Raw genomic sequence first — 13,690 nt, forward strand, 5'->3', positions numbered from 1 at the left:
GAATCGATTTGCAGGATTGTTGCAGTGAAACGTGATCATGCGGAATCGTCCACTGTGGACAGTTCTGATGCCGGCCAGGGCGGCCGGCCGGTGGCGGCGAGGATCACGCCGCCCCACGGGTCGGCCTCGGTGAGGCGGGCCGGCAGCGGCCGCGCGTCACCCACCTGGAGCGTGACGTCGCGACGGCCGGCGCGCAGCAGGCCGACCACGCGCTCGTCGGGGTCGATCCGGCCGCCCCAGTGGAACCGGCCGTCGAGCGGGTCGACGTGCCCGGAAAGCCCCACCCGCACGGAAACCCGCACGTCGCCGCCGCGCAGAACAGCCTCACCCACGAATTCAGCGCTCACGCGATCGCTCCGCTCCGCTCCGCGATGCGTTCGCGGGCACTCTGTTGATGGTTCGCTCGCTCACGCTCGCTCACGTGCGTCACCTTGTATGTGCAACGGTGAAAGGTCGGCGGACGCCCGGACGCCCTCGAGGCCGTGCCAGAGCAGCGTCGTGAGGTACTCGGTGAGGGCGGCGCGGCTGATCGGGCGGTCGTGCCGGATCCACCAGTCGCCGACCGACTGGACCATGCCGACCATGCCGTACGCCCACGGCTCGGCCGGACCGGCGTCGAGGCCGAGCGCCCGCAACCGGTCGCCGACCGCGCGCGCGAGTTCCGTCGCGACCGTGCGGGCCGCGTTGGCGACGAGGTGCGCCATGCCCGGCAACCCGGACTGGTGCACCAGGAACCGGTACAGGTCGGGGTTGGCGCCGATCGCGGTGAGATAGGCGTCGATGGTCGCGGAGACCAGCTCGCGCTCGGCCCGCACCCGCGCCACCACCGGGACGATCTCGGCGACCACGAGTTGCGCCACGTGCTCGCCGACCGCCAGCCACAGCTCGGCCTTGTCGGCGAAGTAGCGGTAGAGCACCGGCTTGCTGACCCCGGCGACGGCCGCGACCTGGGCCATGTCGACCTCCGGGCCGTACCGGAGTACCGCCTCCACGGCGGCCTCGACGAGCACGGCCCGCCGCTGCTCACGGTGGGCCGACCAGCGGCTGCGGCGCCCGTCCCCATTGCTCTTTCTGGATCCCTGTTGCACGATACTAGAAGTAACAGATACCCAGGATTACATCAACCCGGAGGCCATAGTGGGACGGCAAGAAACCGCGGAACGCCTGCTCACCGCGTCGGTCCGGCGGTCGTACGACCCGGCGGTGACGATCGACTGGGCAGCGCCGTTCGTCGACGGCGCCTACTGGCTGCCACCGGAGCGCAGCAGCCTGTACGGCACGCCGTTGTGGGCGGGCCTGCGCGACGACCAACGGATCGAGCTGACCAAGCACGAGGTCGCGAGCGCCGCCAGCGCCGGCATCTGGTTCGAGACGGTCCTCATGCAGATGCTCATCCGCGCCTACTACGACCAGGATCCGACCAGCCCGCACGCCCAGTACGCGCTCACCGAGGTCGCCGACGAGTGCCGCCACTCCATCATGTTCGGCCGGCTGATCGAGCGGCTCGGCGTCGAGCCGACGAAGGCCCGGTGGCGCGACCACACGCTCGGCCGCTTCCTGAAGGCGACCGCCACCGGCCCGCACATGTACGCCGCCATCCTCATCGCCGAGGAGATACTGGACGCGTTCCAGCGCGAGATCGCCGCCGACGAGTCACTGCAGCCGTTGATCCGCATGGTGTCGCACATCCACGTCGTCGAGGAGGCGCGGCACGTCAAGTACGCGCGGGAGGAACTGGCGCGGCAGGTCGAGAACGCCGGCCCGGTCACGCTCGCGTACTCCCGCATGGTGATCGCGCGGGCGGCGGCGTCCGTCGTGAGCCGGCTGGTTCATCCGGACGTGTACCGCAGCGTCGGCATCGACCCGTCGATCGGGCGACGCGCGGCGCTGGCCAATCCGCAGTTCCGCGCGACGCTGAGCTGGTCGGCGTCGAAAGCCGTCGCCTATCTGGAGTCGCTGAATCTGATCGACGGCCCGTCTCGGCGGATCTGGCGACGCGCGCACCTGATTTAAGGCGCGAGCACCCCGCGGATGCAGTTCACCACGGGCTGCCCGGTCGTTAGCACGGCGGTCAGGCACTGGCCGAGAACGGTGTGGCCGGCGGCGTTCGGGTGCCACGACTCCTGGCACGTCTGGAAATACGACACGCACGTGTTGGCGATCCGCTGGATGGCGATCTTGTCGTAGCCGGACAGGCTCGTCACGAACACGCCGGACGGGCCGTCCTGCAACCGGATCGGGGTGGCCAGCGTGCCGGCCGGGCTGCCCGCGTTCTCGCACAGCCGGGCGCCGTCGAACGCGCGCTGCACGTTCAGGTAGCGCAGGTCGCGGCCGGGGAACTCGCTCGCCAGCTGGTTGCGCGTCTGCTGGACGAGCGTGCCGAGGCCCTGCGAGAACAGGTGACCGGCGGCGAGGCTGGCCCGGTGCACCGGGCATCCGGCGGCGTAGCGTTCGGCGCCCAGCGCGCGGAACTTGTCGCGGTCGTCCTCGCGGTTGTCCTCCTCGATGTAGGGCTGGGCGACGTCGAACGGCAGCGGGTTCGTGTAGTCCTGGAAGACGATCGTGTGCTGGCCGTCGGCGTCCACCGCGGCAAGCGTGGTCAGCAACGCCCGGGCGGCCGTGACGGTTTCGGCCTGCGCGGCGGCGAACTGCTGCGCGGTGGCCAGATCGGCGGCGGAGCACGGGTTCTGCGGCACCGGGCCGCCGAGGTAGGCCCAGAACTCCCACCATCCGGTCCACGCGTCGGCGATGAACCGGTTGGCGCACTTCGACGCCACGTCGCCGAACGTGAACGAGCTGTTGTTCGAGCCGAGGCCGACGAGCACCACGTCGATGTCGTGGGTCTGTGCGACGGCGCGGAGCTGGTCGAGCTGCGCGGCAACGGCGCGGCCGTTCGTCCGGGTGTTGGACGCCGCGGCGAGATCGTGCGGCTGGCCGCCCGAACACGCCAGGTTGAACCGGGCCTGAATCCCCGGCAGCGCCGCCTGGAAGATCGACGCGTTGGCCGAGCGGTGACAGAAGAACGCGTTGCTGTTCGGCGCCGACCACCCCGGGAAGCCTTGCGCCGCGCCGTTGACGTCGACCACCGGCTGGTAGCTGCCGGCGCCCTCGCCGCTGATGAAGCTGTCGCCGATCGCGACGGCGGCGGTGGGAAGGGCCGCGGTTGTCGGCCTTGCCGCGGCCGCCGTCGGTAGCGCGAGCACGGCGGCGAACAGTCCGGCCAGTAGGAGCCGCATCGTGCCTCCCAGCAGATCGACGGATCGACATCATATCCCCGAACCCGGGAATCGATTGATATGAAGCGATGGATATCCGACCGCGCTAACTTCGGACATCGGCCACCCCCGAAGGAGCTCCCCATGCGTGTGCGCACCACCCTTCTCGCGCTCGTCGCCGCGTCGACGTCCCTGTTCGCCACGCCGGTCGCGGCACAGGCCGACGAGGTCGAGCCGTTCATCATCGGCGGCGGCACCGTGTCGTCGGCGCCGTGGAGCGCCCAGATCTACCGCAACGGCTCGTTCACCTGCTCCGGCACGATCATCGCGGCGCGGTACGTGCTGACCGCCCGGCACTGCACCGGTTCCGCCATGACCGTGCGGGTCGGCAGCGTCACCCGCGGCTCGGGCACGCTCGCCAGCGTCTCCACCTACAGCACGCGGTACGACCTCGCCGTGCTCACGCTCGCCACGAGCATCAGCACCTCCTACATGCCGCTGGCGTCGGCCAACCCGCCCACCAACTCGACGAACAGCATCTACGGCTGGGGCATGACCTGCTACGAGGGCTGCTCCGCCGCCACCCAGCTGAAGACCGCCACGGTGCGGGTCACCGGCCTGTCCACGGACGCCTACGGCGGCCAGGCGATCGCCAGCACCCGGGTCAACGGCAACGCGTGGCGCGGTGACTCCGGCGGGCCGCAGGTCTACAACGGCCAGCAGGTCGGCGTCGCCTCCACGGCCGACGGCGTGAGCCGCCAGTACTACGGCAGCGTCGCCTACAGCCGCACCTGGATCCGCTCCGTCGCGGGCGTCTGAACGGGCGTCTGAGGCTCCGCCCCTGAGCGACCCCGTGGACCGTGCCCGCGGTCCACGGGGTCTCCCCCGTATCGTGGGTCGGGTGAACTTCGTGATCTACGGTGCCGGCGCGGTCGGCGGGGTCATCGGTGCCAACCTGCACCGCGCGGGCCGGTCGACGACGCTCGTCGCACGCGGCGAGCACCTCGCCGCCATCCGCAAGGGCGGGCTGAAACTCGACACCGCCGACGGCGTCCACGTGGTCGACGCGCCGGCAACCGACTCCGCCGCCGGAGTCGACTGGTCGGAAGCACCCGTGGTGCTCCTCACGGTCAAGTCGCACCAGACCGCCGGCGCGCTCGACGACCTCGCCGCCCACGCGCCCGCCGACACGGTCGTGGTGTCGGCGCAGAACGGCGTCGCCAACGAGACCGCGATCCTGCGCCGGTTCGCCAACACGTACGCCGTCACGGTGATGCTGCCCGCCACGCACCTCGAACCCGGCACGGTGGTGCAGCGCGTGCACCCGGTCCCCGGAATCCTCGACATCGGCCGGTTTCCCACCGGAACCGACGCCACGGCCGCGGCCATCGCGGCGGATCTGCACGCAGCCGGCTTCGAATCGGTGCCCCGGGCCGACATCATGGCGTGGAAGTACCGCAAACTGTTGATGAACATCGGCAACGGCATCGACGCCACGTGCCGGCCCGGCCCGGCCGCCGAGGAACTCGCCCGCCGGGCCACCGCCGAGGGCGAGGCCGTCCTCACGGCGGCCGGCATCGCGGTCATCGGTGTCGACGAGGACCGCGAGCGCCGCGCCGACATTCTCCGGATCCGCACCGACGACCGGCAGCCGCCGATGGGTGGCTCCACGTGGCAGAGCATCGCCCGCGGCACCGGCAACGTCGAAATCGACTACCTGTCCGGCGAGATCGTGCTGCTCGGCCGGCTCCACGGCCACCCGGCACCGATCAACGAACTCGTCGGTCGGGTCACGGCCGACCTGGCCCGCGGCGGCGGCGAGCCCCGCAGCCTCGACGCCGCCGACATCCTGTCCACGGTGGACCGCGGCTGAGCGTCACCCCTTTGACAGACGGCCATCGGCCCCGGTCACCGCACTGCGGCGGTCGCCTCGTGCGAGATGGAAACGCCGGCGGCTTCGGCCACCGCGAAGAACACTGTCTGACCGACGACGACGCCGAGCTCGGTGGGCTCCACCCGATCGTTGTCGATCACCACCACCGCCCCTTGGCCGAGCTCCTTCTTCCAGGACTCCGCGGCGTCACGTTCGTGGGTGTCGACGCCGCGGACCCGAACGACCCCCTTGATCGCACTGCCGTTGGCGTCGCGCCAGACAAACTCGCCGGGCTCGCCGAAGGCGTGGCTATAGAAGGCATCCTTGCTCAACCGCAGGCTGGAGAACGATCCCGCGTCGCTCTCACCCCAGACGGCGAACGGCGGGGTCGCCGCGACCGGGGAGTGCCAGACGATCAGATCGCCGGCGGCGATGGTCAGTTCGCGCGGAGTGACCGTGAACCTCCCCTTGCTGTGTCCCACCTCGACGTCGTGTTGCCGGTGCTCGGCCTCGCCCCGCTCCTGCACCTTGACGACGAACGGCCGGTCGTCCAGCGCCAGGTGGGCAGCGGTGGGGCTACCAACCGCGTACCGGATTTTGCCGGGTGCCGAAAAGCGCTGTCCGTAGCAGTCGAGGTAAGTCAGGAACCGGCTGTCCATAGCAGTCATCGGAACTCCTCGCCTATGGTGAAACGTCCACGGTCAGGATCAGTTCGTCCTCCCCGGCGCTTCCGTCGAGGGATGCCAGCACCGAATCGAGGCGGATGAGAACCGCCGGATCGATCGGGGTGGCGGCCAGCAGTTGGAACATCTGAGGCTGCTGGTAGATGGGTACTCTCAGGCCGGAGACGAACGGGGTCACGATCGGTCCCAGCAGGTTGAGCACATTGGCGATTGTGAACGCGCCGAAAATGATGGCCGACGCGAGAGCCAGCAGCGGACCGATGAACGGCACCAGCAGCAGCGCCGCAGTCACCGCGACTCCGATCGCGGCGATCAGCGCGGTGGCTGCCGGGCCGAGCACCAGGGACGGCACGCCGACGACGATGGCGTCGACGTTCCAGTTCCCGGCCACGAGGGCGGTCGCCAGTCGAAGGTCGACGGTGAAGGCGACGAAGCTCGAGTGCGATACCGGCACGGTGATGGTCGGGAAGGTGATGCAGATTCTCGGAGTGCATACGCGGCCGATGAACGGCAGTGTCACGCACACCTGGGGCAGGCAGAAGTTGAGGAAGCTGAGGTCGAGCGAGAGCGAGAGCCCCAGCGTGTAGTTGACTCTGCCGTTGTTCAGCCGGATGACGTCTGTAGGTGGCGGAATCAGGTCCACGGTTCCCGCGCTGAGTGTCGCTGTCGCGTTCCAGGACACCGAGAACGGGCCGAGGTTGCCGCTGCCGGACGTGCTCGCGGGCGGGAGCGACGCGACCGTTGTCGGTACGATCACGTTCGCCGCTGTCTCGTCGATGGCTGCAATGACGTCGGACATGACTTCCTCCTAGACCGCGGCGCCGTAAAGCTTCAACTGATCGTCTTCGCTCTCCGGCCCGCGGAGGAGATTCAGCGAGAAGGCACCCAGCCGGATCGCCGAGAACGGCAGCTCCACCGACGCCAGGGCGCCGCGCAGGAAGGTCAGAATCAGACACTCCAGCAGCGATTCCAACTTTTCCGGAGTGACGTCGACCAGTTCGACCCGCTGCAGGTCGAAGGCGATGGAACCGCTACCGAGCCCGACGGAGCGGACGACGATGCGACCGACCGCCGCGGCCTCCAATCCGACGCTGATGCTGGTTCCCGCGGGCTGTTGGTCGTTGCCACCTTGGCGGGAACGGCACAACAGGGTGAGGGTCACCGCGGTGCGGAGCGAGATCTGCCCGGGCCCGAGGGTGAGCGGTGGCGGCAGCGCCGCCGACTGGGGAGCGATGTCGGATTGTGGAATGTCGAACTGCACCGCGTATTCGATGCCGCCGGGTACTCCGGGGAAGGCGATGACCGGCACGGTGGTCCACGCGGAGGCGGATACGGGATTGTTCGTCACGGCGGGGGATGTGCGATAGTTCAGCAGCCGGGGGCGTGCGGTGAAGATTGCCCTCAGCATGTCATTGAGGCCGGTTTCATTCAGTCCGGCAAATACATTTTCAGCTTCGGTCAGGCTCATCATGACCCCTCAGCTGGAGGCGGCGCGGGCAGCAAGGCCATCGCCGATGGCGGCCGCTGAAACGGCGGCGATCGAATAGCTAGGTCGCGACTCCACCATCCTTCAACCGGCCGTTCGTGACCGTCAAGTCTCCGTACGTAGCGACACGATGTCGGATCGAGGACGCGCGGGCAGGCCCTCGGTGTCGCCGGCCACGGCGACGACCCCGGCGGCGATCCGCGCGCCCAGCCGGGCGGATTCTTCGGGACGCGCACCGCGCAGTCGCCCAGCCAGATACGCGCCCGCGAACGCGTCGCCGGCACCCACCGGGTCGACGACCTCGACCGGCACCGCTGGGATGTGCACGTCGCCGGGCAGGAAACAGCCGTCCGCGCCGGCCTTCAGGACGGTCTCGCCCACGCCGGCCCGGGCCGCCGCCGCGAACACGGCGGCCGGGTCGGTGACGCCGAACACCGGGCCGGCCTCGTCGAGCCCGAGTAGCAGGAAGTCGGCGTACGGAAGAAGTTCGCGCACCGTCGCCGCCTGCTCGTCGACGTCGCCCAGGGCGGGGCGCAGGTTGGGGTCGAGCGCCAGCCGCGCACCGGCCGGGCGCGCGCCGGTGGCGAGCGCGACGACGGCCCGCCGCGGGCCCGGGCCGAGGGCGGCGGTGATACCGGAGACGGCCACCACCGACGGCCGGGCGGCGAGCACCCGGTGAGCGTCCACTGTGTCCAGTGCGGACGCGGCCGACCCGGCCCGGTAGTAGTGGACGCGGCGCCGGCCGTCGGGCAGCGCCTCGCGGAGGAACAGCCCGGTGGGGCGGGCCGGGTCCGCCACGATGAGATCCGTGACCACGCCGAGGTTCTCCGCCGCGGCGCGGACCCGGCGGCCGAGCGGGTCGGCGCCGACCCGGGTGCAGAACGCCGCCGAGAGCCCGAGCCGCGCGACGGTCGCGCACAGCGTCAACTCCGCGCCGGCGACGCTCATCGTCACGGTGCCGGCGGTGTCCAACGGTTCCCCCGGCGAGGGCTGGAAGAGCACCATCGCCTCGCCGAAACCCACCACGTCGATCATGGCAACCATCGTGCCCGGAGGTCGTCGCGGAGGAACGCGGCCGGCGACGCGATCGACAGCCCGCCGTCGACCGGCAGGACCGTGCCGGTGACGAAGCCGGCGCCGGCCAGGAAGTGCACCGCCGCCGCCACCTCCTCCGGGCGTCCCGTGCGTCCGAGCGGATACCCGGCCGCGGCGCCCTCGACCGGGTCGCCGATCATCCCGGGCGCGACCGCGTTGACGCGCACCCCGCGCGGACCGTACTCCAGCGCCAGTTGGCGCATCAGGCCCTCCAACCCGGCCTTGGCCGCCGCGTACGCGGGGACGCCCGGCGCGGCGAGGAACGCGTTCACCGAGCTGACGGCGACGATCGCTCCCCCGTCCCGCATTCTCGGCAACGCGGCCCGGCAGATCGCGAACGCCGTGCCCAGCGTGGCGTCGAGGGCGGTGCGCCACTGCTCGTCGGTGGTCGACGTGACCGGGCCGACCGGCATCGCGGCGGCGGCGAGCACGACGACGTCGACGGACTCCATCGACCCGACAGCGGCGGCCGCGCCGACGGCCGTGGAGCAGTCCAGGACGAGGGTGTCCACAAAGGAGCTGTCCACAAAGGACTCCAGCGCGACGCCGACCACCCGGTCGCCGGAGGCGGCGAACGCCGCACCGATCGCGCGGCCGATCGGCGAACTCGCGCCGACGACGAGGACGCCCCGCATCACAGGCCCAGGTCGGCGAGGATGTCGCCCAACGCGGCGAGCGTACCGGGGTCGGCGTCACTTGCGGGGGGACGCACGACCGCCGACCCGATGATCCCGCGGCGCACCAGCACGTGCTTGTGGATCGACCACGCGATGCCCGGCTGCAGCCCGAACCGCACCAGCGGCAGCAGCCGGTTGAACCCGGCGCGCGCCGCCGCCGGGTCGCCGGCGTGCCACGCGGCGAGCACCGGCGCGAGGAGGTCGACGAACTCGCACGCGGGCATCGTGCCGACCGCGCCGCGCGCATACTCCTCCAGCAGGAACAGGGCGTTCTGCCCGCCGAGGACGGCGAAGTCGCCCGCCACGGCGTCGACGACCGCGCCGACCTTCGGCGTGGTGGGCTGGGTCTCCACCTTGACCGAGTCCACACCGTCCAGTTTGGACAGTTCGGCGATCAGCGGCACCGGCATGGTGACACCGGTCGACGCCGGCGCGTCCTGGACCATCACCGGTAGGCCGCCGCCGGCCGCGACCGCGCCGTAGAAGTCGACCACCTGTGCCGGTGACGGCTTCACCATGTGCGGCGGCACCACCATCACGACGCTCGCGCCGCCGTCGGCCGCCGCCCGGGCCTGCTCCACCGCGTCGCGGGTGCCGGTGGCGGCCACCCCGGCGACGAGCGGCAGGTGCGCCGGGATCGAGCCGGTGACCGTCCGCAGAATCTCGGCGCGTTCCCGGGCCGTCAGCGCGAAGCCTTCGCTGGCGAAGCCGAACACCGCGACACCGGCGACGCCGGACCCGACCTGGAACTCGACCAGCCGGGCGAGCGACGGGTGGTCGACGTCGCCGGCATCGGTGAACGGGGTGGCCAGCACCGGGATGAGGCCGCGGACGTCGGGCGATCGGGTCATCAGCTGTTCTCCAGGAGGGGGGCGAGGTCGACCTCGATGCCGAGGCCGGGAGTGTCGGGGAGGTCGAAGGCGACGGGTCCGCCGGTGAGCGGTGTGGTGAGGATGCGGTTGGCCACCGCCATTGTGGACGGTTGGAACTCGAACGCGGGCAGGTCGGCGACGGCGGCCGCGACGTGCAGGCCGGCGGCGACCGAGATGCCGAGCCCGACCGAGTGGTGCGGTGCGACCGGCACGTGGAACGCCGACGCCAGGTCGGCGATCGCCATCGCCTCGGTGATGCCGGTACGGGCGACGTCGGGCTGGCAGATGTCGACGGCGCGCGCGGCGAGCCAGGCCCGGAACTCGTACCGGTTCCGGAGCGCCTCACCGACCGCGACCGGCGTCGCCAACGTCCGGGCGAGTTCGCGGTGCCCGTCGACGTCCTCGGGGACCAGGGGCGCCTCGAGGAACCAGGCGCGGCGCTCGTCGAGGCCGCGGCCGAGGCGCACCGCGTCGGCGAGGCCGTAGGCCCAGTGCGCGTCGACGGCGATCCTCAGGTCCGGATGCACGGACCGGACCGCGTCGACGGTGGCGAGGTCGGCGTCGACGCCGTTGCCGAGGTGCAGCTTGATCGCGCGGACGCCTCTCGACGCCCACTCCCGCGCGAGCGCGGAACGCTCCTCGTCGGTGGATCGCGGGAGACCGGAGACGTACGTGGGGATCCGGTCCCGGTACGCGCCGCCCAGCAGCGCGTGCACCGGGGCTCCGAGCGCGCGCCCCGCCACGTCCCACAACGCGGTGTCGACGGCCGCGAGCGCGTCGGCCTGGTGACCGACGAGGTGGCCGCGTTCCCGCATCAGCCCGCTGAGCATCGTCCACAGTGGCCGGACGCGGCGCGGGTCGGCGCCGATCAGCGTCGGCGCCAGCAGCCGGTCGACGATCGCCTTCGCCACCTCGGGCGCCACCGGCGCGAGCGCCTCGCCCCAGCCGGCCAGCCCGCCGTCGGTGGTGATCCGGACCAGCATCGTCTCGAACCGGTCGGAGTAGAGGCTGCGCCACGGCGGCCGCACGTAGTAGTCGCCGCTGCCGTCACCCGGGCGCGGGCCCAGATACGTCTCGGGTGGGTCGATCTTCACCACCCACGTCTCGACAGACTCGATCTTCACACCAGGCTCCCGCCTTCCGGTTGACCACTTGCAACATACGGGATAACGTCCCGTCCTACGCAAGACATGTTCCAGGAAGGCGTGAGATGGCAGCCGAAGTGGCAAGCAGCAACCAGAGTGTCGACCGGGCGCTGTCGGTGCTGAAGGTCTTCACCGGTGGCCGCGCCGAGCTGCGCGTCTCCGACGTGGCGAAGGCGACCGGCCTCGGCCTGTCGACCGCGTCCCGGCTGCTGGCCACGCTGGAGGCGGCCGGCTTCGTCGACCGCGACCCGGTCAGCGGGCTCTACCGGCTCGGCCTCGACACGGTGTCGCTCGGCGGCGCGGTGCTCAACGCGCACCCGGTGCACCGCGAGGCCCGCCAGGTCGCCCAGAACCTCGCCGCCGAGCTCGGGCTCGGCGCGAACGTCGCGGTCCGCCGTGGCGGCCGGCTGTTCTACCTGCTCAACTTCGAGGGACGCCAGAGCCCGCGGTCGTTCGTGCTGGCCGGGCAGCACAACCCCCTGCACGCCACGGGTCTGGGCAAGTCCCTCCTCAGTGGACTGTCCGCCGCCGAGCGGCGCGACCTGCTGCCCGCCGACGCGCTCGCCGCCTACACGCCGCACACGATCACCACGCACGAGCGGCTCGACACCGAGATCGCCGCCGCCACCGCCCGCGGCTACGCCGCCGAGATCGAGGAGCTGGCGCTGGGCCGCGCCTGCGTCGCGGCCCCGATCCGCGACGGGTCGGGCGCGGTGGTCGCGGCGCTGTCGGTGTCCGGGCCGCTGTCGGTCATCGACCTGGGGACGCGGGAACCGGCGCTCGCGAACGCCGTCATCGAGGCGGCCGACTCCATCAGCGTCGGCCTCGGGTACGTCGGTCCGGTTCTGGAAGTGGCACTGTGAGGCGCGGGCTCTCCGACAAGACGTTCGGGTTCCTGCTGACGCTGCCCGCGCTGGCGCTGTTCGGCGGCGTCATCCTGTACCCGCTGATCGGCGCGCTCACCACGAGCGTGTTCGAGCAGAGCCTCGTGCTGCCCGGGCGGGCGTTCGTGGGGCTCGACAACTTCGTCGCCGTGCTCGACGACAACTTCTGGCCGGTGCTGCGCACCACGCTCGTCTTCACGTTCGCGGCCACACTCGCGCCGGTCGTCATCGGGTTCGCGCTGGCGCTCGCGTTGAACAGCCGGATCCGCGGGCGCGCCGTGCTGCGCGGCGTGTTCCTGATCCCGTGGGTGATCCCGGGTGTCGTGGTCTCGTTCGTCTGGCTGTGGATCTTCAACGCCAACTACGGGTTGCTCAACGGCGTGCTGACCGGACTGCACCTCATCGACGAACCCGTGACGTGGCTCGGCCAACCGGGCACCGCGATGGCGGCGATCGTCGTCGCCAAGACGTGGGCCAGCTTCCCCTGGATCATGGTGATGCTGCTCGCCGGTCTGCAAACGGTTCCCGCGACGCTCACCGAGGCCGCCTCGCTCGACGGCGCCGGCGCGGTCCGCCGGTTCTGGCACGTGACCCTGCCGCACATGCGCGGGATCTTCGGCATCGTGGTGCTGCTGGAGGTCATCTGGAACCTGCAGCACTTCGACACCATCTACGTGCTCACCGGCGGCGGACCGGCCGGGTCGACGACCACGTTCGCGGTGGCCGTCTACGACACCGCGTTCCGGGCGTTCGACCTCGGCAAGGCGAGCGCGCTCGGCGCCCTGTGGCTCGTGCTGATCCTCGCGCTGACGGTCGTCTGGGTGCGCGTCACCGAACGGGGTGAGCGCGCGTGACGATCACCGCGACCCGCACCGCTCCCCCGGCCGCGCCTTCCGCGAAGGAACGCCGCGCGCCGCGCCGGCGCGCGCCGTGGGGCGCGGCCGCCACGATCGCGATCATCGGCGTGTTCACGTTCGCGCCGGTGTACTGGGTGGCGGTCACCGCGCTCACGCCGACGAACGAGGTGTTCCGGTTCCCGCCGCGCTGGTTCCCCGCGCACGTCACGTTCGACCACTTCCGCAGCCTCTGGGAGAACCCGCAACTGTTGCGGTACCTGGGAAACAGCCTCATCGTCTCGACGCTCACCGCGGTGCTGACCGTCATCGTCTCCGCGTACACGGCCTACTCGTTCGCGAAGTTCCGCTACCGGGGCCGGCGTTCGCTGATGTACCTCGTGCTCGCCTCGCAGATGTTCCCGCAGGCGCTGCTGCTCATCACGCTGTACCTGGTGTTCAGCCAGTTCGGGCTGCTGAACACGTACCTCGCGCTGATCCTGTCGTTCACCACGTTCACGTTGCCGCTGTGCGTCTGGATGCTCAAGGGCTTCTTCGACACCATCCCCGACGAGCTCATCGAAGCGGCCAAAGTGGACGGTGCCGGCCAGGGCGCGATCATCCACCGCATCCTGCTGCCGGTGTCGCTGCCCGGCCTCGTCGCCACCGCGCTGTTCGCGTTCATCCGCGCGTGGAACGACTTCATCTTCGCCCTCACCCTCGCCGGCACCGAGAAGCAGACCCTGCCGCCCGGTCTGGTGAACACGTTCACCGGCGAGGCCGAGACGGCCTGGCCCTCGCTCATGGCCGCATCGCTCGTCGTGTCCCTGCCCGTCGTCATCGGATTCGCCGTCCTTCAGCGCTACCTCGTGTCCGGCCTCACCGCCGGCGCGGTGAAGGGCTGAACACCCCCTCCTCTGGAGTGCA

At 70.9% G+C, this 13,690-nt stretch carries 16 protein-coding genes; 6 read left to right on the forward strand and 10 right to left on the reverse strand.

Translation table 11 applies throughout. The features are described 5' to 3' along the window. Positions 1–35: 35 nt before the first annotated feature. Together Vau01_RS10275 and Vau01_RS10280 are read right to left on the reverse strand one after the other, a co-directional pair. On the reverse strand, positions 36–347 hold the full coding sequence (locus Vau01_RS10275; RefSeq protein ID WP_203989812.1) for a DUF4873 domain-containing protein: 312 nt from the start codon (positions 345–347) through the stop codon (positions 36–38). A gap of 60 nt (positions 348–407) precedes the next feature. After that, positions 408–1,088 carry a TetR family transcriptional regulator gene (locus Vau01_RS10280; RefSeq protein ID WP_203989814.1) on the reverse strand — a complete coding sequence of 227 codons (681 nt, stop codon included), beginning with the start codon at positions 1,086–1,088 and terminating at the stop codon, positions 408–410. A 49-nt stretch (positions 1,089–1,137) separates the two neighbouring features. Here Vau01_RS10280 and Vau01_RS10285 point away from each other — a divergent pair, with 49 nt between their 5' ends. Then, on the forward strand, positions 1,138–2,013 hold the full coding sequence (locus tag Vau01_RS10285; protein ID WP_203991112.1) for an AurF N-oxygenase family protein: 876 nt from the start codon (positions 1,138–1,140) through the stop codon (positions 2,011–2,013). On the opposite strand, the gene Vau01_RS10290 is transcribed toward Vau01_RS10285, so the two are convergent. Beyond that, the gene (locus Vau01_RS10290; protein WP_203989816.1) at positions 2,010–3,236 is read right to left on the reverse strand and encodes an SGNH/GDSL hydrolase family protein; all 1,227 of its coding nucleotides are present in this window, start codon (positions 3,234–3,236) and stop codon (positions 2,010–2,012) included. The two genes, Vau01_RS10285 and Vau01_RS10290, sit on opposite strands and share 4 nt — an antisense overlap. A 123-nt stretch (positions 3,237–3,359) precedes the next feature. Here Vau01_RS10290 and Vau01_RS10295 point away from each other — a divergent pair, with 123 nt between their 5' ends. Beyond that, positions 3,360–4,034 carry a S1 family peptidase gene (locus tag Vau01_RS10295; RefSeq protein ID WP_203989825.1) on the forward strand — a complete coding sequence of 225 codons (675 nt, stop codon included), beginning with the start codon at positions 3,360–3,362 and terminating at the stop codon, positions 4,032–4,034. A gap of 82 nt (positions 4,035–4,116) precedes the next feature. Further along, on the forward strand, positions 4,117–5,088 hold the full coding sequence (locus tag Vau01_RS10300; protein ID WP_203989834.1) for a ketopantoate reductase family protein: 972 nt from the start codon (positions 4,117–4,119) through the stop codon (positions 5,086–5,088). Positions 5,089–5,123: 35 nt separating this feature from the next. On the opposite strand, the gene Vau01_RS10305 is transcribed toward Vau01_RS10300, so the two are convergent. The 7 genes from Vau01_RS10305 to Vau01_RS10335 all read right to left on the reverse strand — a co-directional run bounded on the left by Vau01_RS10305 (position 5,124) and on the right by Vau01_RS10335 (position 11,025). Continuing rightward, positions 5,124–5,756: a cupredoxin domain-containing protein gene (locus tag Vau01_RS10305; protein ID WP_203989836.1), complete on the reverse strand. Its 633-nt coding sequence runs from the start codon at positions 5,754–5,756 to the stop codon at positions 5,124–5,126. Positions 5,757–5,769: 13 nt separating this feature from the next. Further along, on the reverse strand, positions 5,770–6,570 hold the full coding sequence (locus Vau01_RS10310) for a hypothetical protein (RefSeq protein ID WP_203989838.1): 801 nt from the start codon (positions 6,568–6,570) through the stop codon (positions 5,770–5,772). A 9-nt stretch (positions 6,571–6,579) separates the two neighbouring features. Continuing rightward, positions 6,580–7,239, reverse strand: coding sequence for a hypothetical protein (locus Vau01_RS10315; protein ID WP_203989840.1), 660 nt, complete (start codon positions 7,237–7,239; stop codon positions 6,580–6,582). A gap of 123 nt (positions 7,240–7,362) precedes the next feature. After that, entirely contained in the window at positions 7,363–8,292 is a 930-nt protein-coding gene (locus tag Vau01_RS10320; RefSeq protein ID WP_203989842.1) for a sugar kinase, read from the reverse strand. Next, a complete protein-coding gene (locus tag Vau01_RS10325; RefSeq protein ID WP_239151471.1) occupies positions 8,289–8,987 on the reverse strand; it encodes an SDR family NAD(P)-dependent oxidoreductase in 699 nt (232 codons plus the stop codon). Before Vau01_RS10325 ends, Vau01_RS10320 begins: the two co-directional genes overlap by 4 nt. Continuing rightward, on the reverse strand, positions 8,987–9,880 hold the full coding sequence (locus Vau01_RS10330) for a dihydrodipicolinate synthase family protein (RefSeq protein WP_203989846.1): 894 nt from the start codon (positions 9,878–9,880) through the stop codon (positions 8,987–8,989). The genes Vau01_RS10325 and Vau01_RS10330 overlap by 1 nt, the downstream gene beginning before the upstream one ends. Beyond that, the gene (locus Vau01_RS10335) at positions 9,880–11,025 is read right to left on the reverse strand and encodes a mandelate racemase/muconate lactonizing enzyme family protein (RefSeq protein WP_203989848.1); all 1,146 of its coding nucleotides are present in this window, start codon (positions 11,023–11,025) and stop codon (positions 9,880–9,882) included. Before Vau01_RS10335 ends, Vau01_RS10330 begins: the two co-directional genes overlap by 1 nt. 86 nt (positions 11,026–11,111) lie before the next feature. Here Vau01_RS10335 and Vau01_RS10340 point away from each other — a divergent pair, with 86 nt between their 5' ends. The 3 genes from Vau01_RS10340 to Vau01_RS10350 are packed head-to-tail and all read left to right on the forward strand — an operon-like array spanning position 11,112 to position 13,668. Beyond that, positions 11,112–11,909 (forward strand): IclR family transcriptional regulator, encoded by a 798-nt coding sequence (locus tag Vau01_RS10340; protein ID WP_203989850.1) that lies wholly within the window; start codon positions 11,112–11,114, stop codon positions 11,907–11,909. Next, entirely contained in the window at positions 11,906–12,784 is an 879-nt protein-coding gene (locus Vau01_RS10345; RefSeq protein WP_203989857.1) for a carbohydrate ABC transporter permease, read from the forward strand. The genes Vau01_RS10340 and Vau01_RS10345 overlap by 4 nt, the downstream gene beginning before the upstream one ends. Continuing rightward, positions 12,781–13,668 carry a carbohydrate ABC transporter permease gene (locus Vau01_RS10350; RefSeq protein WP_239151472.1) on the forward strand — a complete coding sequence of 296 codons (888 nt, stop codon included), beginning with the start codon at positions 12,781–12,783 and terminating at the stop codon, positions 13,666–13,668. Before Vau01_RS10345 ends, Vau01_RS10350 begins: the two co-directional genes overlap by 4 nt. Positions 13,669–13,690 lie beyond the last annotated feature (22 nt).

Source organism: Virgisporangium aurantiacum, from assembly GCF_016863635.1.
Lineage (GTDB): Bacteria > Actinomycetota > Actinomycetes > Mycobacteriales > Micromonosporaceae > Virgisporangium > Virgisporangium aurantiacum.

What these genes read in the sequence shown, in the direction of transcription:
- Vau01_RS10290 (WP_203989816.1), bottom strand. Translation starts at nt 3,236, where the DNA reads ATGCGGCTCCTACTGGCCGGACTGTTCGCCGCCGTGCTCGCGCTACCG.
- Vau01_RS10295 (WP_203989825.1), top strand. Translation starts at nt 3,360, where the DNA reads ATGCGTGTGCGCACCACCCTTCTCGCGCTCGTCGCCGCGTCGACGTCC.
- Vau01_RS10305 (WP_203989836.1), bottom strand. Translation starts at nt 5,756, where the DNA reads ATGACTGCTATGGACAGCCGGTTCCTGACTTACCTCGACTGCTACGGA.
- Vau01_RS10310 (WP_203989838.1), bottom strand. Translation starts at nt 6,570, where the DNA reads ATGTCCGACGTCATTGCAGCCATCGACGAGACAGCGGCGAACGTGATC.
- Vau01_RS10315 (WP_203989840.1), bottom strand. Translation starts at nt 7,239, where the DNA reads ATGAGCCTGACCGAAGCTGAAAATGTATTTGCCGGACTGAATGAAACC.
- Vau01_RS10320 (WP_203989842.1), bottom strand. Translation starts at nt 8,292, where the DNA reads ATGATCGACGTGGTGGGTTTCGGCGAGGCGATGGTGCTCTTCCAGCCC.
- Vau01_RS10325 (WP_239151471.1), bottom strand. Translation starts at nt 8,987, where the DNA reads ATGCGGGGCGTCCTCGTCGTCGGCGCGAGTTCGCCGATCGGCCGCGCG.
- Vau01_RS10330 (WP_203989846.1), bottom strand. Translation starts at nt 9,880, where the DNA reads ATGACCCGATCGCCCGACGTCCGCGGCCTCATCCCGGTGCTGGCCACC.
- Vau01_RS10340 (WP_203989850.1), top strand. Translation starts at nt 11,112, where the DNA reads ATGGCAGCCGAAGTGGCAAGCAGCAACCAGAGTGTCGACCGGGCGCTG.